The 17,364-nt window shown below is 71.0% G+C and carries 17 protein-coding genes; 7 read left to right on the top strand and 10 right to left on the bottom strand.

Annotated elements, in window-relative coordinates; translation table 11 throughout:
- The first annotated feature begins 26 nt into the window (after positions 1-26).
- Positions 27-1,490, top strand: a complete 1,464-nt coding sequence (locus E5N76_RS24290; protein WP_149540006.1) for a catalase — start codon at positions 27-29, stop codon at positions 1,488-1,490.
- 285 nt (positions 1,491-1,775) lie between these two features.
- Here E5N76_RS24290 and E5N76_RS24285 read toward each other — a convergent pair whose 3' ends face one another.
- Positions 1,776-2,249, bottom strand: a complete 474-nt coding sequence (locus E5N76_RS24285; protein ID WP_207792098.1) for an Lrp/AsnC family transcriptional regulator — start codon at positions 2,247-2,249, stop codon at positions 1,776-1,778.
- A 117-nt stretch (positions 2,250-2,366) separates the two neighbouring features.
- Here E5N76_RS24285 and phhA point away from each other — a divergent pair, with 117 nt between their 5' ends.
- Positions 2,367-3,203, top strand: coding sequence for a phenylalanine 4-monooxygenase (gene phhA / locus E5N76_RS24280; RefSeq protein WP_149540004.1), 837 nt, complete (start codon positions 2,367-2,369; stop codon positions 3,201-3,203).
- Positions 3,204-3,214: 11 nt separating this feature from the next.
- A complete protein-coding gene (gene hppD, locus E5N76_RS24275; protein ID WP_207792097.1) occupies positions 3,215-4,312 on the top strand; it encodes a 4-hydroxyphenylpyruvate dioxygenase in 1,098 nt (365 codons plus the stop codon).
- A 231-nt stretch (positions 4,313-4,543) separates the two neighbouring features.
- On the opposite strand, the gene E5N76_RS24270 is transcribed toward hppD, so the two are convergent.
- Both E5N76_RS24270 and E5N76_RS24265 read right to left on the bottom strand, forming a co-directional pair.
- Positions 4,544-4,936 (bottom strand): hypothetical protein, encoded by a 393-nt coding sequence (locus E5N76_RS24270; RefSeq protein ID WP_149540002.1) that lies wholly within the window; start codon positions 4,934-4,936, stop codon positions 4,544-4,546.
- Positions 4,926-6,200: a FliI/YscN family ATPase gene (locus E5N76_RS24265; RefSeq protein ID WP_149540000.1), complete on the bottom strand. Its 1,275-nt coding sequence runs from the start codon at positions 6,198-6,200 to the stop codon at positions 4,926-4,928. Before E5N76_RS24265 ends, E5N76_RS24270 begins: the two co-directional genes overlap by 11 nt.
- A 221-nt stretch (positions 6,201-6,421) precedes the next feature.
- Between E5N76_RS24265 and ctrA the strand changes: the two genes are divergently transcribed.
- Positions 6,422-7,171: a response regulator transcription factor CtrA gene (gene ctrA / locus E5N76_RS24260; RefSeq protein ID WP_149539998.1), complete on the top strand. Its 750-nt coding sequence runs from the start codon at positions 6,422-6,424 to the stop codon at positions 7,169-7,171.
- Between the two features lie 276 nt (positions 7,172-7,447).
- Here the strand turns inward: ctrA and E5N76_RS24255 are convergent, their stop codons facing one another.
- The 6 genes from E5N76_RS24255 to E5N76_RS24230 form a co-directional block, all read right to left on the bottom strand.
- On the bottom strand, positions 7,448-8,275 hold the full coding sequence (locus tag E5N76_RS24255; RefSeq protein ID WP_149539996.1) for a CheR family methyltransferase: 828 nt from the start codon (positions 8,273-8,275) through the stop codon (positions 7,448-7,450).
- A complete protein-coding gene (gene cheB, locus E5N76_RS24250; protein ID WP_408021727.1) occupies positions 8,272-9,375 on the bottom strand; it encodes a chemotaxis-specific protein-glutamate methyltransferase CheB in 1,104 nt (367 codons plus the stop codon). The genes E5N76_RS24255 and cheB overlap by 4 nt, the downstream gene beginning before the upstream one ends.
- Positions 9,372-9,773: a response regulator gene (locus E5N76_RS24245; RefSeq protein ID WP_149539994.1), complete on the bottom strand. Its 402-nt coding sequence runs from the start codon at positions 9,771-9,773 to the stop codon at positions 9,372-9,374. The genes cheB and E5N76_RS24245 overlap by 4 nt, the downstream gene beginning before the upstream one ends.
- 10 nt (positions 9,774-9,783) lie before the next feature.
- On the bottom strand, positions 9,784-10,284 hold the full coding sequence (locus E5N76_RS24240) for a chemotaxis protein CheW (protein ID WP_235907857.1): 501 nt from the start codon (positions 10,282-10,284) through the stop codon (positions 9,784-9,786).
- A gap of 81 nt (positions 10,285-10,365) precedes the next feature.
- A complete protein-coding gene (locus tag E5N76_RS24235) occupies positions 10,366-12,999 on the bottom strand; it encodes a hybrid sensor histidine kinase/response regulator (RefSeq protein WP_149539992.1) in 2,634 nt (877 codons plus the stop codon).
- A gap of 233 nt (positions 13,000-13,232) precedes the next feature.
- Positions 13,233-13,778, bottom strand: coding sequence for a GNAT family N-acetyltransferase (locus E5N76_RS24230; RefSeq protein ID WP_149539990.1), 546 nt, complete (start codon positions 13,776-13,778; stop codon positions 13,233-13,235).
- 232 nt (positions 13,779-14,010) lie between these two features.
- On the opposite strand from E5N76_RS24230, the gene lpdA reads away from it, so the two are divergent.
- Positions 14,011-15,402 carry a dihydrolipoyl dehydrogenase gene (gene lpdA, locus E5N76_RS24225; RefSeq protein WP_149539988.1) on the top strand — a complete coding sequence of 464 codons (1,392 nt, stop codon included), beginning with the start codon at positions 14,011-14,013 and terminating at the stop codon, positions 15,400-15,402.
- A 123-nt stretch (positions 15,403-15,525) separates the two neighbouring features.
- Here lpdA and E5N76_RS24220 read toward each other — a convergent pair whose 3' ends face one another.
- Entirely contained in the window at positions 15,526-15,783 is a 258-nt protein-coding gene (locus E5N76_RS24220; protein WP_149539986.1) for a DUF2798 domain-containing protein, read from the bottom strand.
- A gap of 241 nt (positions 15,784-16,024) precedes the next feature.
- On the opposite strand from E5N76_RS24220, the gene E5N76_RS24215 reads away from it, so the two are divergent.
- Entirely contained in the window at positions 16,025-17,071 is a 1,047-nt protein-coding gene (locus E5N76_RS24215; RefSeq protein ID WP_149539984.1) for a DNA adenine methylase, read from the top strand.
- Positions 17,071-17,337, top strand: a complete 267-nt coding sequence (locus E5N76_RS24210) for a PGPGW domain-containing protein (RefSeq protein WP_149539982.1) — start codon at positions 17,071-17,073, stop codon at positions 17,335-17,337. The genes E5N76_RS24215 and E5N76_RS24210 overlap by 1 nt, the downstream gene beginning before the upstream one ends.
- Positions 17,338-17,364 lie beyond the last annotated feature (27 nt).

Genomic DNA, 17,364 nt, shown 5'->3' with positions numbered 1-17,364 from the left:
GGCCCATGCAGCAGGAGGAGCCACGCATGCCCGAGCGTCTGACCACCACCGCCGGCGCGCCGGTCGCCGACAACCAGAACAGCCTCACCGCCGGCCCGCGCGGCCCGATGCTGCTGCAGGATTGGCAGCTCATCGAGAAGCTGGCCCACCAGAACCGCGAGCGCGTCCCGGAGCGGGTGGTGCATGCCAAGGGCTGGGGCGCCCATGGCACGCTGACCATCACCGGCGACATCTCGAAATACACCCGCGCCAAGGTGCTGCAGCCGGGCGCGACGACGCCGATGATCCTGCGCTTCTCCACCGTCGCCGGCGAGCTGGGCGCGGCGGATGCGGAGCGCGACGTGCGCGGCTTCGCGATGAAATTCTACACGCCCGAGGGCAATTGGGACCTGGTGGGGAACAACACCCCGGTCTTCTTCGTCCGCGATCCGCTGAAATTCCCGGACTTCATCCACACCCAGAAGCGCCACCCGAAGACCAATCTGCGCAGCCCGACGGCGATGTGGGATTTCTGGTCGCTCTCGCCGGAAAGCCTGCACCAGGTGACGATCCTGATGTCGGATCGCGGCCTGCCGGTCGCGCCGATGTTCATGAACGGCTATGGCAGCCACACCTATGGGCTGTGGAACGAGGCCGGCGAGCGCTTCTGGGTGAAGTTCCACTTCAAGACCCGGCAGGGCCACAAGCACTACACCAACGCGGAATCCGTCGAGGTCATCGGCCGGTCCCGCGAGAGCTACCAGGAGGCGCTGTTCAGCGCGATCGAGCGCGGCGACTTCCCGCGCTGGACGCTGCAGGTGCAGATCATGCCGGAGCTGGAGGCGGAGAGGACGCCCTACAACCCCTTCGACCTGACCAAGGTCTGGCCGCACAAGGACTACCCGCCGATCGACCTCGGCGTGCTGGAGCTGAACCGCAACCCGGAGAACTACTTCGCCGAGATCGAGCAGGTGGCGTTCAGCCCCTCGAACTTCGTGCCGGGCATCGGCGCCTCCCCGGACAAGATGCTGCAGGCGCGGATCTTCAGCTATGCGGATGCGCATCGCTACCGCCTGGGCACGCATTACGAGGCGCTGCCGGTGAACCAGCCGCGCTGCCCGGTGCACCACTACCACAAGGACGGCGCCATGCGGTTCTTCGACAACAACACGAAGACGCCGGACGCCTATTACGAGCCGAACAGCATGGGCGGCCCGGTGCAGGACCCGGGCGTGGCGGAGCCGCCGCTGCGCATCTCCGGCGACGCGGCGCGCTACGACCACCGCGCTGGGAATGACGATTTCAGCCAGCCGCGGGCGCTGTTCGCGCTGTTCGATGCGGGGCAGCGGCAGCGGCTGTTCAGCAACATCGCGGAGGCGATGGGCCGGGTGCCGGAGCATATCATCGAGCGGCAATGCAGGCTGTTCGACCAGGTGCACCCGGAATACGGCGCGGGGGTGCGGGCGGCGGTCGCGGCGCGGCAGGCGCCACAACAGGCCGCAACGGAGTAGGTGGGGCTCCGCCCCACGCTCCGGCAGGAGGCCGTCGCGGGCAGTGCCCGCGACCCTGCACCTCCGCCGGGACCGGACCGGTCCCGGCCAGCGCCGTCGCACTGCTGGCCAGGCGGCGCAGCGCCGCAGCCTGCTGCTGCGATCAGGCGAAAACGTCCTCCTCATAGAGCGCCGGGTGGTCCATGGCTGCCTCCATCGGCCATCCAGCTAACGCGGCGGCAAGGGTATCGGCAATGGCATTCGTGCTCCCTTCGCCCCGGTGCGCCACCGCAACCCGCCCAGCCTCTATACCGGCACCTCCCCCGGCGGCTTCAGCGTGCTGAGCACGAAGGAACTCCGCGTCTCCTTCACCCCCGGCATGCGCAGCAGCGCCTTCAGGGCGAAATCGGCATAGGCCTCGAAATCCGCGGCGAGGACATGCAGCAGGTAGTCCATCTCGCCGCTCATGGCATAGGCGGCCAGCACCTCCGGGCGCTCCGCCAGCGCCTTGTGGAAGCGGTCCACCACCTCCTCCGCATGGCTCTCCAGCGCCACCATGACGAAGGCCTGCAAGGGCAGGCCGAGCTGCACCGGGTCCAGCACCGCGGCGTAGCGGGCGATGGCGCCGGCCTCCTCCAGCCGCTTCACCCGGCGCTGGCAGGGGGTGGGGGAAAGCCCCACCTGCTCGGCCAGCGCCACCACCGGCAGGCGGCCGTCGCGCTGCAGGGCGCGCAGGATGCGGCGATCTATGGCATCCAGCTCCAGGGGGGATTTCGCCATACTTTGCCTCCTGGCGAGTGATTCCCGCTCAATCTAACGGCTCTCGCGCCCCAATTCGCCGGAAATCGCCAGGGCGGATGCGGCATCCTTCCGGCAAAAGGAACCGGAGGCCGCGTGATGTCCGCCAGCGTCCAGGAATTGCCCAGCTTCCTTCGCGGCAATTATGCCGCCGCCGCGCCGGACGGCACCTTGCCTGCCGCCAGCCTGCGCTACGGTGCGGCGGACCATGCCACCTGGCGCACCCTGTACCAACGTCAGGCGGCGCTGCTGCCGGGCCATGCCGCCAGCGCCTTCCGCACCGCCCTGGCGCGCCTGCCCTTCGCCGAAGGCGTGCCGGATCTGGCTGCCACCTCCGCTCTGCTGCGCGACGCCACCGGCTTCTCGCTGGTGCCGGTGCCGGGGCTGATTCCGGATGCGCCCTTCTTCACCCATCTCGCCGCGCGGCGCTTTCCCGTCACCGCCTGGATCCGCCGGCCGGAGGAGCTGGACTACATCGTGGAGCCGGACATCTTCCACGACGCCTTCGGCCATGTACCGCTGCTGACCGAACCCGATTTCGCCGATGTGCTGGAAGCCTATGGCCGCCTCGGCGCGCAGGCCACGCGGCTTGGGGCGCTGAAGCCGCTGGCGCGCTTCTACTGGCACATGATCGAATTCGGCCTGATCCGGGAGGGCGGTGCGGTGCGCGCCTATGGCGCCGGCATCCTCTCCTCTGGTGCCGAGACGCGGCATGCGGTGACGGGCGCCACGCCCCGCCGGCTGCGCTTCGACCTGTGGCGCGTGCTGCGCAGCGACTACTTCATCGACGATCTGCAGCCGACCTACTTCGTCATCGAGAGCTTCGCCGAGCTGTTCGCCGCCATGCGCCGCCTGCCGGCGCTGCTGGAGGCGGCGCGCGATGCCACGCCCATCCCGCCCGGTGCCGCCGCGCCCGAAGACCAACCCGCACGCTGAGGAGACGCCCCATGGACATCCCGCCCGACCGCACGGCGCTCGCCGGCCGCATTTCCGAGGCCAATCCGATGGGCACGGATGGCTTCGAATTCGTGGAGTTCACCGGGCCGGATTTGCCGGCGCTGGAGGCGCTGTTCGCGCAGCTGGGCTTCGCCGCCGTGGCGACGCATCGCAGCAAGCGCGTCACGCTGTGGCGCCAGGGCGACGTCAACTTCATCCTGAACGCCGAGCCGGACAGTTTTGCGCAAGCCTTCCAGCGGGTGCACGGCCCCTCCGCCTGCGCCATGGCCTTCCGCGTGGCGGATGCGGCGGCGGCCTACAGCCGCGCCATCGCCCTCGGCGCCAAGCCGGTGCAGGGCAAGGTGGGGCCGATGGAGCTGAACATTCCGGCCATCGAAGGCATCGGCGGCTCGCTGCTCTATTTCGTGGACCGCTACGGCCCGCGCGGCAGCATCTACGACGTGGATTTCCGCTGGCATGACGGCGCCGAGCCGAAGCCGCGGGGCCAGGGCCTCACGGTGATCGACCACCTGACGCACAACGTCCATCGCGGCCGGATGGATGTGTGGTGGCAGTTCTACGAGAAGCTCTTCAATTTCCGCGAAATCCGTTATTTCGACATCGAGGGCAAGCTGACCGGGCTGAAGTCGCGCGCCCTCACCTCCCCCTGCGGCCAGATCCGCATCCCGATCAACGAGAGCAGCGACGACAAGAGCCAGATCGAGGAATATCTCCGCGCCTATAAGGGCGAGGGCATCCAGCACATCGCGCTCGGCACCGAGGACATCTTTGCGAGTGTCGAGGGCATGCGCGGGGCGGGCGTGGCGTTCATGGACACGCCGGACACCTATTACGAGCTGCTGCCGAAGCGCATGCCGGACCTGAGCGAGGAAGAGATCGCCCGGCTGGCGAGGAACCGCATCCTGACGGATGGCGCGCCGACGCCGGAAGGCGGGCGGCTGCTGCAGATCTTCACCGGCACGGTCATCGGCCCGATCTTCTTCGAGCTGATCCAGCGCAAGGGCGACCAGGGCTTCGGCGAAGGGAATTTCCGCGCGCTGTTCGAGAGCATCGAGCTGGACCAGATCCGGCGCGGGGTACTGGCGTAGATCCCCACGAAGTCGCTTCGCGCCTTCGCGGGGGCCGGGGATCGCTCCTTGCCCGAGACCTCGCACGGCCTTGCGCGGCAAAGCCGCGGAAGGTCATCGGGCGGGCCGGGTTCTACGCTCGAGCCAAAACTCGGACGAGGGTCCGGGGACCGGTCCGGTCCCCGGCGGTGGTGCAGGGTCGCCGGCACTGCCCGCGACGGGCCTCCTGCCGGGTTTGGGCGGAGCCCTGCCTTATCTTTCCCTCGCCCCCGCCTCATCCAGCAGCGCCTGCGCCTTGCGCACTGCCCGCTTCGCCTTCGCCGCGGCCCGCGCCTCCCGCAATTTCTCCAACCCCCGCTCGGCGGCGCGCGCCTCGCCCAGCGCCGCCGCCGCCGCGGTGGCCACTCGTTCCGCCACGCCCACCGCCCGCTGTGCCCGGTCCCGCTCCGCCAGGCCGCGTGTCAGCCAGGTGCCGTAATCCGCGGGCATGCCATGCCCGGCCTGGGTGGTCAGCGCCGCGGTCGCCGCCTCCGCCCGGGTCTCCGCCGCGCCCAGGCGGCCATAGGCCTCGCCCAGCCTTCGCCGCGCCGTCTCGGTGTCCAGCTTGCGCAGCCGGGCCAGCACGGCCAGCGGGTCACGCGGCATCCGCCATCTCCTCCAGCGCCGCCGCCAGCGCGGCGAAGGCGCTTTCCACCGTGCCACGTTCGCCCTTGCCCTGGCCCAGCATGGCCTCGATGCGCGGGGCGAGGCGGATCGCCTCGTCCACCGCCGGGTCGGCGCCGGGGCGGTAGGCGCCCAGCCGCACCAGATCCGCCATCTCCGCATGCAAGGCGAGCACCGCCCGCGCCCGCCGCATCAGCGCCGCTTCCTCCGGCCGCAGGCAGCCGGGCACGGTGCGAGAGAGGCTTCGGAGGATGTCGATGGCGGGATACCTCCCGCGCTCCCCGATCGCGCGGTCCATCACCACATGCCCGTCCAGGATGCCGCGCACCGCATCCGCCACCGGCTCGTCATGGTCGTCGCCCTCCACCAGCACGGTGAAGAGGCCGGTGATGGCGCCGGCGCAGCCTTCCTCCCGCGGTCCCGCGCGTTCCAGCAGACGGGGCAGCTCGGCGAAGACGCCGGGGGTGTAGCCGCGGGTGGTCGGCGGCTCCCCGGCCGCCAGGCCGATCTCGCGCAGCGCCATGGCGAAGCGGGTGACGCTGTCCATCATCAGCAGCACCTGCCGGCCCTCATCGGCGAAATGCTCGGCGATCGCCACGGCGGCATAGGCGGCCTCCCGCCGCATCAGCGGCGGGGCGTCGGAGGTGGCGCAGACCACCACGCTGCGGGCCAGCCCCGCCGGGCCCAGATCGTCTTCCAGAAATTCCCGCAGCTCCCGCCCCCGCTCGCCCACCAGGGCCAGCACCACCACATCGGCGGCCGCCCCGCCCGCTAGCATGGCGAGCAGGGTGGATTTGCCGACGCCCGAAGCGGCGAAGAGGCCCAGGCGCTGCCCCTGCCGGCAGGTGGCGAAGGCATCCAGCGCCCGTACGCCGAGGTCGAGCCGCGGGCCGAGCCGCGCCCGCTGCCCGGCCTGGGGCGGTGCCGCCCGCACCGGCCGTGGCAGGGGGCCGGGGGGCGGCGGCGGGCGGCCGTCCAGCGGACGGCCGAAGGGGTCCAGCACCCGCCCGAGCCAGGCTTCATCCACCGCCAGGGCGGCCGGGGGCACGAGGCTGGCGGGCGTGCCCGCCCCAACCCCCTCCAGCGGGCCGAAGGCGAGGGCGGTGGCCTGGCCCTCGGCGAAGCCCACCACCTCCGCCGCCACCGGCGCCGCGCCAGGGGGCGAGAGATGCAGCCTTGTGCCGATCTGCAACCAGGGAGAGAGTCCTGTGACGGAAATTGAGAGGCCCTTGGCCGACACAACCATACCGTGCAATTCGGCCGGCACCCGCCGACCCAAGGCGATTCGCGCCCGCCGCCACCTTTCAGCCGACTGATAAGGCAAGAGTTTTATCTCGCGCATCAGGCGTTCATCGTCTTTCAAGGATTTGTCTCGTATCTTGGTACGCCGGAAACCGTGAATTTCCTCTTCACAATGCACGCATAAGTGGTATCTCCATACGCGTCTGGCGTGCAGGAGAACGAGACATGCGCGTATTATTGGTTGAGGACGACCTCACCGCCTCCCGCGGGCTGGTCGCGATGCTCAAGGCCCACGCCATGGTGGTCGACGCCGTCGACACCGGGGAGGAAGCGCTCGAGCTGGTCCGGCTCTACGACTACGATGTGGTTCTGCTCGACCTTGTTCTTCCGGATATGGAAGGATACGAGGTCGTTCGGCGGCTGCGCGCCGCCCGGGTGGAAACCCCGGTGATGATCCTCTCCGGCCTCGCGCGCCCGCAGGCCAAGGTGAAGGGCTTCGGCATGGGCGCCGACGACTTCATCACCAAGCCCTTCGACGGGCAGGAGCTGGTGGCCCGCATCCAGGCCGTGGTCCGCCGCACCAAGGGCTTCGCCCAGCCCAGCCTCTCGGTCGGGCCGCTCACCCTCAATCTCGGCTCGCGGGAAGTCTCGGTGGCCGGCGCCCCGGTGCACCTGACCGGCAAGGAATACGCGATCCTCGAACTGCTGACCCTGCGCAAGGGCCTGGTCCTCACCAAGGAAGCCTTCCTGAACCACCTCTACGGCGGCATGGACGAGCCGGAGGTGAAGATCATCGACGTCTTCATCTGCAAGCTGCGCAAGAAGCTGGCCCAGGCCGGCGCGGACAACCTGATCGGCACGGTCTGGGGCCGCGGCTATGTGCTGCGCGATCCGCAGCAGGCCGGCACGCGATTTCCCTCTGCCCCTGTGGCCAGCCCCGCCGCTTCGTTGAAACCCTCCACCGTCGCCGCCTGAAGCGCGCGGCCTGCCGGGGGGCGCCTCCCCCGGCCGCGCACCGGGCCGCGATCTCCCGCGTCAGACAATCGGGTTTCGGGCTGCAGGCCGGCGGCTTCCGGGACGGAAGCCGCCTTTCTTGTGGCCGCTGTCCGGCCCGGCGGCGCGCCGATGCGCCGCTTCCATGTGCCGCGCAGGCGCCCGCCCATGCCAACGGGTTTGATCCTTGACGCTTGCGGGCGCCCCTTTGGCGCCGCCTGCAGGGCTTCGGCCGGCCAAGGAAACCGGCCGCCGGTATCAGCCCGCCTTGGCGACGGGCCGCCGGTGCTCATAGGCGCCGCGCTCGGCCGGCAGGGCGACGAGCTGGTCGGTCAGCCCCAGCACCGTCTCCGCGCCGCCGAGATACAGCACCCCATCCGGCGCCAGCCGGTCCGCCAGCGCATGCAGCACCCGCGTCTTGGTTGGGCTGTCGAAATAGATCAGCACGTTGCGGCAGAAGATCACGTCGAACCGGCCGAGATGGCGGAACTCCGCCAGCAGGTTCAGGTGCTCGAACCGTGCCATGGCGCGCAGCGCCGGGTTCACCCGCCAGCGCCCTGCCTCCTGCTGGAAATACTTCACCATCAGCCGGGCGGGCAGGCCGCGCTGCACCTCGAATTGGGTGTAGTAGCCCTCCCGCGCCCGGGCCAGCACCTCATGCGAGATGTCGGTGCCGTAGATTTCCAGCTTCCGCCCGGCCAGCTCCGCCCCCAGCTCCTGCGCCAGCATGGCGATGGAATAGGCTTCCTGCCCGGTGGAGCAGGCGGCGGACCAGACGCGCAGCGTGCTGCCCGGCGGCCGCGCCGCGGCAAGCTGCGGCAGGACCCGCTTCAGATGCTCGAAGGGCTTGCCGTCGCGGAAGAAGCTGCTTTCGTTGGTCGTCAGTGCCTCGGTCACCGCCTCCGCCAGGGCCACGGCGCGCGGCTCCCGAAGCTTCAGCGCCAGGGCATCCAGGCTGGCCAGCCCTTCCTTCTTCAGGATGGGACCGAGGCGAGTGTCCAGCATGTATTGCTTGTCCGGCGTCAGCACCAAGCCGGAGCGGGACTTCACCAGCCCGGCGATGAAGGCGAAGCCGTCCGGGCTCATGCGAAGGCTCCTGCTCGGCTGGCCACCAGCGCCAGCACCTGTTCCGCCAAACCCTCCGGCGGCAGGAGGGCGCGGGCGAGGCCGGCGCGGGCCACCGCCCCCGGCATGCCCCAGACCACCGAGCTCGCCTCATCCTGCGCCAGCACCGCGCCGCCGGCGGCGGCCACCGCCTTGCAGCCCGCCAGCCCGTCATGCCCCATGCCGGTCAGGATCACCGCCAGCACTCCGCCCTCGCAGGCGGCGTTCAGGCTGCGCAGCATGGGGTCCACCGCCGGGCGGCAGAAATTCTCCGGCGGGCCGTCGTTCAGCCGCGCCACCAGCTTGCCGCTCGCCGCCTCCACCAGCAGGTGCTTGTCCCCCGGCGCCAGATAGAGCCGGCCGGGCTGCATCACCTCGCCGTCCCGCGCCTCGGCACAGCCCAGCGTGCCGAGCCGGTTGAGATGGTCCGCCAGCATGGCGGTGAAGCCGGCCGGCATGTGCTGCACGGCGACGACCGGCACCGGGAGCTTGCGGTTCAGCCCGCGCACCAGCGCGGCCAGGGCCTGCGGCCCGCCGGTGGAACAGCCGATGCCGATGGCCTTCACCCCGCGCCGCGGCAGCAGCGCCGCCGGGCTGGGGCGCGGCGCCGGCACGGGACGCGGCGCGGCGGCGCGGCCCATCCGGGCCCAGCCCTTCACCTTGGCCACCAGCTCGGCACGGAAGCTGGCATCATGCAGCCCGCCGCCGGCCGCGCCGGGCTTCGGGATGTAATCCGCCGCGCCGGCGCGCAAGGCCGCCATGGTGACGGCCGCCCCCTTCTGCGTCAGCGCGCTGGCGACGATGACCGCGGGCCGCGGCACCTGCTGCTGCAGCAGCGGCAGCGCCGTCATGCCGTCCATCACCGGCATTTCGAGGTCCAGCAGCACCACCTGCGGCCGCGTCGCGACGGACATGCCGGCCAGCGTCTCCACCGCCTGCCGGCCATCGCCGGCCCGCGCCACCACCTTGATGTCGGGATCTGCCTCCAGCACCCGCGCCAGGGCGGCGCGGACCGTGGCGCTGTCATCGCACAGCATGACCCGGACGGGGCCCGAGGACTGGCTCACGATCGCCTGGCTCACGCGGCGTCATCCTGCTGCAGCAGCCCGGCCTGGACGAATTTGTCCCGCAGGATCTCCTCGTCGAAGGGCTTCATGACATATTCCTGGGCGCCGCTTTCCAGCGCGGTCACGATGCGGTCCATCGCCCCTTCCGTGGTGCAGAACACCACCACCGGGCGGTCCGGGCCGAATTCCCTTCGCGCCGCCTGGAGGAATTGCAGCCCGTCCATCACCGGCATGTTCCAGTCCAGCAGCACGGAATCCGGCAGCGCCTCGCGGCAGGCGGCCAGCGCCTCCTGCCCGTTCTCCGCCTCCCGCACGCTGAAGCCGTGCTTTTCCAGGATCCGCCGCGCCGCCTTGCGGACCACGCGGCTGTCATCGACCACCAGGCAGGTCGCGCCGGCTTCGCCCTGGCTCATGGCGCCACCCTCAGCCGATCGCCAGGATGCGTTCGACGTCCAGCAGGATGAGCAGCCTTTCCCCCATCCGGTGGACACCGCCGGAAACCTCCCGCCACATCGGGTCGAGGGTCGGCGGGTTGGGCGCGCGGTCGGCGCGCGGCAGGGGCAGCACGTCGCCCACCTGGTCGGCGAGCAGGGAGTAGAGCTCGTTGTCCCGCTCCACCACCACGCTCATCGCCTGGCCGTCCTCGGGCTTGCGCGGCGGCAGGCCGAGGCGGCGGCGGAGGTCGATGGCGGTGACGATGCGGCCGCGGAGGTTGAGGCTGCCCGCCACTTCCGGCGGCGCCAGCGGGATACGGGTGATGGTCTGCGCCCCGAGCACATCCCGCACCGCCAGCACCGGCACGCCGCACAATTGGTCGGCGACGGTGAGGGTCAGGTAGCTTTCCGCCGTGGCATCGCCGAGCGGCGAAGCGGCGCCGGGGGGCTTGGCGGTCCCGGCCGCGGCGCCCGTCATGGCCTGCTGCATGCTGGTCCTTCCTTCCTTCGGGGCCGGGGCGCGTGCGCCGCCTGCCCTGGGCCTTGTTTCACGCGTTCGGCGGCTGGATCCTCAGGCGATGGCACCTTGGCCCTCGACCGTCATGGCAAGGCATTGCCGGAGGCTTTCCAGCAGCGCCGCGCGGTCGAATTTGGCGACGTAGTCGGTGAAGCCGGCCTCCCGGCCGCGGGCGATATCCGCCGGCTCGGCGCGGCCGGTCAGGGCGATCATCGGCAAATCCTGCCAGGCGCCGCCTTCCCGCACCGCGCGGGCGAAGGCGTTGCCGTTCATGCCGGGCATTTGGATGTCGGAGATGATGGCCTCGAATTCCGCCCCCGCCTCGCGCAGCCGCAGCGCTTCCTGGGCATCCGAGACGGCGGTCACGGCATAGCCGGCGGCGCCGAGGGCGGGGACGACGAGGGTGCGGAAGAAGGCGCTGTCCTCCACCATCAGGATGCGCTGGCCGCGTCCCTTCTGCACCGCACCCTGGGCGCCGAACCAATCCTCCCCGCCGTCCTGGCGCAGCCACCAGGCGGTGTCGATCACCTCCGTCACCTTGCCGCAGATGACGGCGCTGCCGAGATAACCCGGCCGCTCGCCGGCGGCATCGATGACCAGGCGCTCATCGACCACGTCGAGGATCTCCTCGACCATCAGCCCCATGGCGCGGTCGCCATTGGAGAAGACCAGCACCGGCTGGCGCTCCGGCGCCGCGCCCATGTCCCAGAAGCCGGAGAGCGGGACCAGCGGCATGAGCTGGCCGCGGTACTGCACCAGCGGCTTGCCGGCGGCGAGCTCGATCTTGTCGCGCCCCACATCCTCCAGCCGCGCGACCAGGCCGAGCGGCACCGCCTTCGGCGTCGTGTCGCCGGCGCGGAACAGCAGCATGGCGGTCTTGGAGTCGGATTGCAGCAGATGCGAGGGCCGCGCCGCATCGCGCTCGGCGTCGCCGGCGCTGCCCTCGGTGCCGACGCCGGTGGCGCGGGCGATGCCGTTCGGGTCGAGGATCATGATGACGCTGCCATCGCCGAGGATGGTGTTGCCGGAGAACATGGTGACGTGGCGGAGGATCGGCGCCACCGGCTTCACCACGATCTCCTCCGTGTCAAAGACCCGGTCCACGATGATGCCGAAGACATGCGCGCCGACCTGGGTGACGATGACGAAGCCGGTCTCCTCCGGCGCCGGGGCGTCGTCGAGCTGCAGCAGGGAGGCGAGGCGGACCAGGGGCAGCAGCCGGTCGCGCAGGCGGAGCACCGGCGCGTCCTTGATCCGCTCCAGCTTCGCCGCGCCCTCGCCGCCGACGCGGACGAGTTCGACCACGCCGATCTGCGGCACGGCGAAGCGCTCGCTGCCCGCCTGGACGATGAGGGCGGAGACGATGGCCAGCGTCAGCGGGATCTTGATGAGGAATTTGGTGCCGGCGCCTTCCTTCGAATGCACCTCGATGGTGCCGCCGATCTTCTCGATGTTGGTCTTCACCACATCCATGCCGACGCCGCGGCCGGAGACGGCGGTGATGGCGGCGGCGGTGGACAGGCCGGCGCGGAAGATGAAGCGCTGGATCTCCCGCTCCGACATCGCCGCCAGCTCGGTCTCCGTGGCGAGACCCTGGGAGAGCGCCTTGGCGCGGATCTTCTCGATGTTCAGCCCGCGGCCGTCATCGGCGATCTCGATGATGATATGGCCGCCTTCATGGTAGGCGTTCAGCTTGATGGTGCCGGTGTCCGGCTTGCCGGCACGGCGGCGCTCCTCCGGCCCTTCCAGCCCGTGGTCGCCGCTGTTGCGGACCATATGGGTGAGCGGGTCCTTGATGAGTTCGAGCACCTGGCGGTCCAGCTCGGTCTCGGCGCCGCGCATCTCCAGCCCGATCTTCTTGCCGAGTTCGACCGAGAGGTCGCGCACCAGGCGCGGCAGCTTGGCCCAGGCATTGCCGATGGGCTGCATGCGGGTCTTCATCACCCCCTCCTGCAAATCGGAGGTGATGTGGGAGAGGCGCTGCAGCGGCACGGAGAAGGCGCTGTCCGACTGGGTGCGGGCGAGCTGGAGGAGCTGGTTGCGGGTCAGCACCAGCTCGCTCACCAGCATCATCAGGCCCTCCAGCACATCGACGGAGACGCGGATGGTCTGGGCGGCGACGCCGCCACCGGGGGCGGGATCGGCCTCGGCCGGCGGGGCGGCTTTCGCGGGCGCGGGTTTGGCGGCGGCGGGCTCGGCCCGGGGCGGCTCCGGCGGCGCGGCGGCCGGCGCGGCCACGGGCGCGGCGGCGACGGGCGCGGCCGGCTCCGGCGGCGAGGGAGGAGCGGCGGGGGCGGGCGCAGCGCCGGCCTCGCCATTCGCCACCGCGTTCAGCGCGGCGATCAGCGGGGCGTCATCGCCCTCCGGCTCCGCCCCGCCGGTCTCCAGCCCGGCGACGATGGCGCGGATACTGTCGCAGGCCTTGAGGATGAGGGAAATGCCCCCCGCCGTCACCGGCAGGGTGCCGTCCCGGTAGCGGCCCAGCACATTCTCCCCGGCATGCGCCACGGCTTCCATGCGGGAGAGGCCGAGGAAGCCGCAGGTGCCCTTGATGGTGTGGACGATGCGGAAGACCTCGGAGAGGGTGGCCGCATCCTCCGGCGACCGTTCCAGCCGCACCAGCGCGGCATCCAGGGCGACCAGACCCTCATGAGTCTCGGTGAGGAAGTCGGCGAGGAGATCGTCCATAATCCGGTCCCGCAATGGCTGCACCGGCCATCCTCGCGGGAAAGCGCCGAAGATTCGGTAAAGCGGCGATAGAGCCGGGGGGGGCCGGGGGACCGGTGCTGGGGGCGCTGCCCCCTGCACCCCCGCCGTGAGTCGGCAGGTTGAGCTGTCGGGGCCAAAGCTCCCGCCGGGGTCCGGGGACTGGTCCAGTCCCCGGCGGGGGTACGGGGGCAGAGCCCCCGTTCTTGCCCGGCTCAGGCCCCGGGCGGTGGCGGCGTCGCAGCCCCGGCCCCCAGCGGCCGGGCCATCAGCACGCTGTCCACCCATTGCCCATGCTTCCAGCCGATGGCCGGCAGCGTCCCCACCCGGGCGAAGCCGCAGCGCGCATGCAGGCCGATGGAGCCGGCATTGCCGCTGTCGCCGATGACCGCGACCATCAGCCGGAATCCCGCCGCCGTGCAGCGCTCCACCAGCAGCGGCAGCAGCGCCTGGCCGATGCCGCGCCGTCCGGCCTCCGGCGCCACATAGATGGAATCCTCGCAGGTGAAGCGATAGGCCGGGCGGGTGCGGTAGGCGCTGGCATAGGCATAGCCCAGCAGCGTCCCGCTCCGGTCCGTGGCGACGATGTAGGGGTAGCCCCCCTCCAGCACCGCCGCCCGTCGCTTCGCCATCTCCGCCTGGCCCGGCGGGTCGAGCTCGAAGCTTGCCAGGCCGTGGCGCACCCAATGGCCGTAGATGCGGGTGATGGCGGGAAGGTCTGCCTCCGTGCTGTCGCGGAGGATGAGGTCGGGCGTGGACATGGCCGGAATGGTGCGGCGGGGCGCGGGGCCTGTCCAGCCGGAGGCGTGGGCGCGGATATCCGCAAGCCTTGTGCCGGACGCATGGCCGCGCCCGGATCCGTCGCGGTTGCGCGCCCGGCCGCCGCGGCCCAGCTCCGGGGGGGAGGAAGCAGGCCCGCCGGGCTTGCCTCCCGCCCCCAACCAAGTCAGTTTCCCGCGGCTTTTTCCGGACTTTCCTGAGGGATCACTGCGCATGCCCGAGAGCTTCGACGTCATCGTCATCGGTGCTGGCCCCGGCGGCTATGTCGCCGCCATCCGGGCCGCCCAGCTCGGGCTGAAGACCGCCTGCGTGGAGAAGCGGGAGACGCTGGGCGGCACCTGCCTCAATATCGGCTGCATCCCCTCCAAGGCGCTGCTGCAATCCAGCGAGAATTTCGAGGAGGCCGCCCATAAATTCGCCGATCACGGCGTGGTGGTGGAGGGGGTGAAGCTCGACCTCGCCCGCATGCAGGCCCGCAAGGGCGAGGTGGTGTCGGCCAATGTGAAGGGCGTGGAGTTCCTCTTCCGCAAGAACAAGATCACCTGGCTGAAGGGCGCCGGCCGCCTCGCCGCCCCCGGCAAGGTCGCGGTGGGCGAGGAGGTGTATGAGGCGAAGCACGTCATCCTCGCCTCCGGCAGCGAGAGCGTGCCGCTGCAGGGCGTGAAGGTGGACGAAAAGCAGATCGTCACCTCGACCGGCGCGCTGGAGCTGGCGGCGGTGCCGAAGCATCTGGTCGTCATCGGCGCCGGCGTCATCGGGCTGGAGCTGGGCAGCGTGTGGCGCCGGCTGGGTGCCGAGGTGACGGTGGTGGAATTCCTCGACCGCATCCTGCCGGGCATGGATGCCGAGACCTGCAAGGCCTTCGAGCGCGTGCTGGTGAAGCAGGGCTTCAAGTTCAGGCTGAAGTCCAAGGTGACGGCGGCGGTGCCGGGCGCCGACGGCGTGACGGTGACGGTGGAGCCCGCCGCGGGCGGCGCGGCGGAGGAGCTGAAGGCGGATATCGTCCTGCTGGCGATCGGCCGCCGCGCCTATACCGAGGGCCTCGGCCTGGAGGCCGCCGGCGTGGCGCTGGATGAGCGCGGGCGCATCAAGGTGGATGCGCATTTCGCCACCAACGTCCCCGGCATCTACGCCATCGGCGATGTCATCGCCGGGCCGATGCTGGCCCACAAGGCGGAGGAGGAGGGCGTCGCCGTCGCCGAGATCATCGCCGGCCAGGCGGGGCATGTGAATTACGAAGCGATTCCGGCGGTGGTCTACACCTGGCCGGAGGTGGCGAGCGTCGGCGCGACGGAGGAGCAGCTCAAGGCGGCGGGGGTGGCCTACAAGGCCGGCAAATTCCCCTTCACCGCCAATGGCCGCGCCCGGGCGATGGGCGACACGGACGGCTTCGTGAAGCTGATCGCGGAGGCGAAGACGGACCGGCTGCTGGGCGCGCATATCGTCGGGCCGGATGCCGGCACGCTGATCGCGGAGCTGGCCATCGCCATCGAATTCGGCGCCAGCGCGGAGGATGTGGCGCGCACCAGCCATGCGCATCCCAGCCTCAACGAGGCGGTGAAGGAAGCCGCGCTGGCCGTGGGTGGCCGGGCGCTGCATATCTAGATCCCCACGACGTCGCTGCGCGACGCCGCGGGGGCGCCAGCGTCGCCGGGCAATCAGCGCCTCGCACGGCCTGCCGCGGCAAAGCCGCGGCAGGGCAACGGGCGGCGCTCGGGGCCCGGCGCGCTACCGCCCCTCCGGCGCCGCCACCAGCTTGCCCACCAGCCGGCGCACCAGGGGCAGCACCACCAGCAGGGTGGGGAAGCCGATCAGCCAGGACATCGCCCAGGAAACCGGCCAGGCGCGCAGGAAATCCAGCCCCGGCCCCAGCGCCAGCAGGGTGGAAATGCCGGAGATGATGCAGGTCATCATGATGGAGAGGAGGAAGGGCAGCAGCACCGTGGCATATCGCGCCGGCAGCTTGCGGAAGCGGAAAAAGGTCATGGGCATGGTCCGTAAGGCCCGGCCTTGCCGCCGGTCCACAGCAAAGGAGCAACGGCCATGCCGCAAGCGCATCCCCTCGCCACGGCCCGAAGGCCGGCATGGATGCGTTGCCTGAGGTGAGACGCTTACCACCGGGGCCTGTGCCCGATGCATCTCTCCTAACCCGGCCCGGCCGAACCTGCCAAGCCCCAGCGCGGCCTTCCCGCCGCGAGGGGGAATGCCCTATCCTGCACCATTCCAGATGATCAAATACCTGGGCAGCAAGCGCGCCCTGCTCCCCCACATCCTCTCGGCCATCGGGGCCGCCGCCCCGCCGGGGGCGCGGGTGGCGGATCTGTTCTCCGGCACCGCCCGGGTCGGCCATGCGCTGAAGCGCGCCGGCTACCAGGTGCTGGCCAATGACCACAACGCCTTCGCCCACACCCTCGCCCGCTGCTACGTCCAGGCGGATGCCGAGCGCTGGGCGGAGAAGGCCCGGCTGATCCTGGCCGATCTCGAACGCCTGCCGCCCCGCCACGGCTGGTTCACCGAGACCTATTGCGTCGCCGCCCGCTACTTCCATCCGGAGAACGGCGCCCGGATCGAGGCGATGCGGGACGGCATCGCCGCGCTCGGCGCCGAGCCGGAGCTGGAAGCGGTGCTGCTGACCGCGCTGCTGGAAGCCGCCGACCGCGTCGATTCCACCGCCGGGCTGCAGATGGCCTATATGAAGCGCTGGGCCGCCCGGGCGCTGAACCCCATCCAGCTCCGCCTGCCCAAGCTGCTGCCCCGCCCCGCCGCCGGCCCCTGCGCCGCGGGCTGCGCCGAGGCGGAGGCAGCCGCGGCGGCGTTCGAGGGCGAACTCGCCTATCTCGACCCGCCCTACAACCAGCACAGCTATCTGGGGAACTACCATGTCTGGGAAACGCTGGTGCGCTGGGACCGGCCGGAGGTGTACGGCATAGCCATGAAGCGCACGGATGTCCGCACCCGGCGCTCCGCCTTCAACAGCCGGCCGGGCATCGGCCCGGCCCTGGCCCGCACCCTTGCGGCGCTGCGCTGCCCGCGTCTCGTCATCTCCTTCAGCGATGAAGGCTACCTCTCCCGCGCCGCGCTGGAGGCGATGCTGGCGCCCCGCGGGCATCTGCAGGTGATCGAGATCCCCTATGGCCGCTATGTCGGCGCCAAGATCGGCATCCACAACCCGCAGGGCGAGAAGGTCGGCACGGTGGGGAAGCTGACCAATACCGAATACCTCTTCCTGGTCAGCGAGAGCCGCATCGCCCTGCCCGCCCCGCAAGCCGCCTGATGCTGCGCACCCTGTCGGGCCTCGGCCTGCTCGTGCTGGGGGTGCTGGGGCTGGTGCTGCCGGTGCTGCAGGGCGGGCTGTTCATCGCCCTCGGCCTCTTCATCCTGCGCCACCGCTTCGCCTGGGCGCGCCGGGCCATGGCGGCGCTGGAACGGCGCTGGCCAAACGCCGTCCATCGGGTGGAGGCGATGGAGGGGCGGCTGATCGCCTGGGGGCGGCGCCAAGGGGAAGGGCTGCGGGAAAGGCTGCGCCGCCTGCGGCCGTGAACCCGGCGCGGCGGGGGCCGTTCCTGG

It is taken from the genome of Siccirubricoccus phaeus, assembly GCF_008360935.1.
GTDB classification, from domain to species: domain Bacteria; phylum Pseudomonadota; class Alphaproteobacteria; order Acetobacterales; family Acetobacteraceae; genus Siccirubricoccus; species Siccirubricoccus phaeus.
Note: the sequence above shows the minus strand (reverse complement) of the source record. Positions and strands in the feature narration are given on the sequence as shown.

Coding starts and splice junctions, on each gene's coding strand:
- ctrA (WP_149539998.1), top strand. CDS start 6,422: ATGCGCGTATTATTGGTTGAGGACGACCTCACCGCCTCCCGCGGGCTG.
- E5N76_RS24285 (WP_207792098.1), bottom strand. CDS start 2,249: ATGGCGAAATCCCCCCTGGAGCTGGATGCCATAGATCGCCGCATCCTG.
- E5N76_RS24235 (WP_149539992.1), bottom strand. CDS start 12,999: ATGGACGATCTCCTCGCCGACTTCCTCACCGAGACTCATGAGGGTCTG.
- E5N76_RS24240 (WP_235907857.1), bottom strand. CDS start 10,284: ATGCAGCAGGCCATGACGGGCGCCGCGGCCGGGACCGCCAAGCCCCCC.
- E5N76_RS24265 (WP_149540000.1), bottom strand. CDS start 6,200: ATGGTTGTGTCGGCCAAGGGCCTCTCAATTTCCGTCACAGGACTCTCT.
- E5N76_RS24255 (WP_149539996.1), bottom strand. CDS start 8,275: ATGAGCCCGGACGGCTTCGCCTTCATCGCCGGGCTGGTGAAGTCCCGC.
- E5N76_RS24230 (WP_149539990.1), bottom strand. CDS start 13,778: ATGTCCACGCCCGACCTCATCCTCCGCGACAGCACGGAGGCAGACCTT.
- E5N76_RS24210 (WP_149539982.1), top strand. CDS start 17,071: ATGCTGCGCACCCTGTCGGGCCTCGGCCTGCTCGTGCTGGGGGTGCTG.
- E5N76_RS24290 (WP_149540006.1), top strand. CDS start 27: ATGCCCGAGCGTCTGACCACCACCGCCGGCGCGCCGGTCGCCGACAAC.
- hppD (WP_207792097.1), top strand. CDS start 3,215: ATGGACATCCCGCCCGACCGCACGGCGCTCGCCGGCCGCATTTCCGAG.
- phhA (WP_149540004.1), top strand. CDS start 2,367: ATGTCCGCCAGCGTCCAGGAATTGCCCAGCTTCCTTCGCGGCAATTAT.
- E5N76_RS24245 (WP_149539994.1), bottom strand. CDS start 9,773: ATGAGCCAGGGCGAAGCCGGCGCGACCTGCCTGGTGGTCGATGACAGC.
- E5N76_RS24215 (WP_149539984.1), top strand. CDS start 16,025: ATGATCAAATACCTGGGCAGCAAGCGCGCCCTGCTCCCCCACATCCTC.
- E5N76_RS24270 (WP_149540002.1), bottom strand. CDS start 4,936: ATGCCGCGTGACCCGCTGGCCGTGCTGGCCCGGCTGCGCAAGCTGGAC.
- lpdA (WP_149539988.1), top strand. CDS start 14,011: ATGCCCGAGAGCTTCGACGTCATCGTCATCGGTGCTGGCCCCGGCGGC.
- E5N76_RS24220 (WP_149539986.1), bottom strand. CDS start 15,783: ATGACCTTTTTCCGCTTCCGCAAGCTGCCGGCGCGATATGCCACGGTG.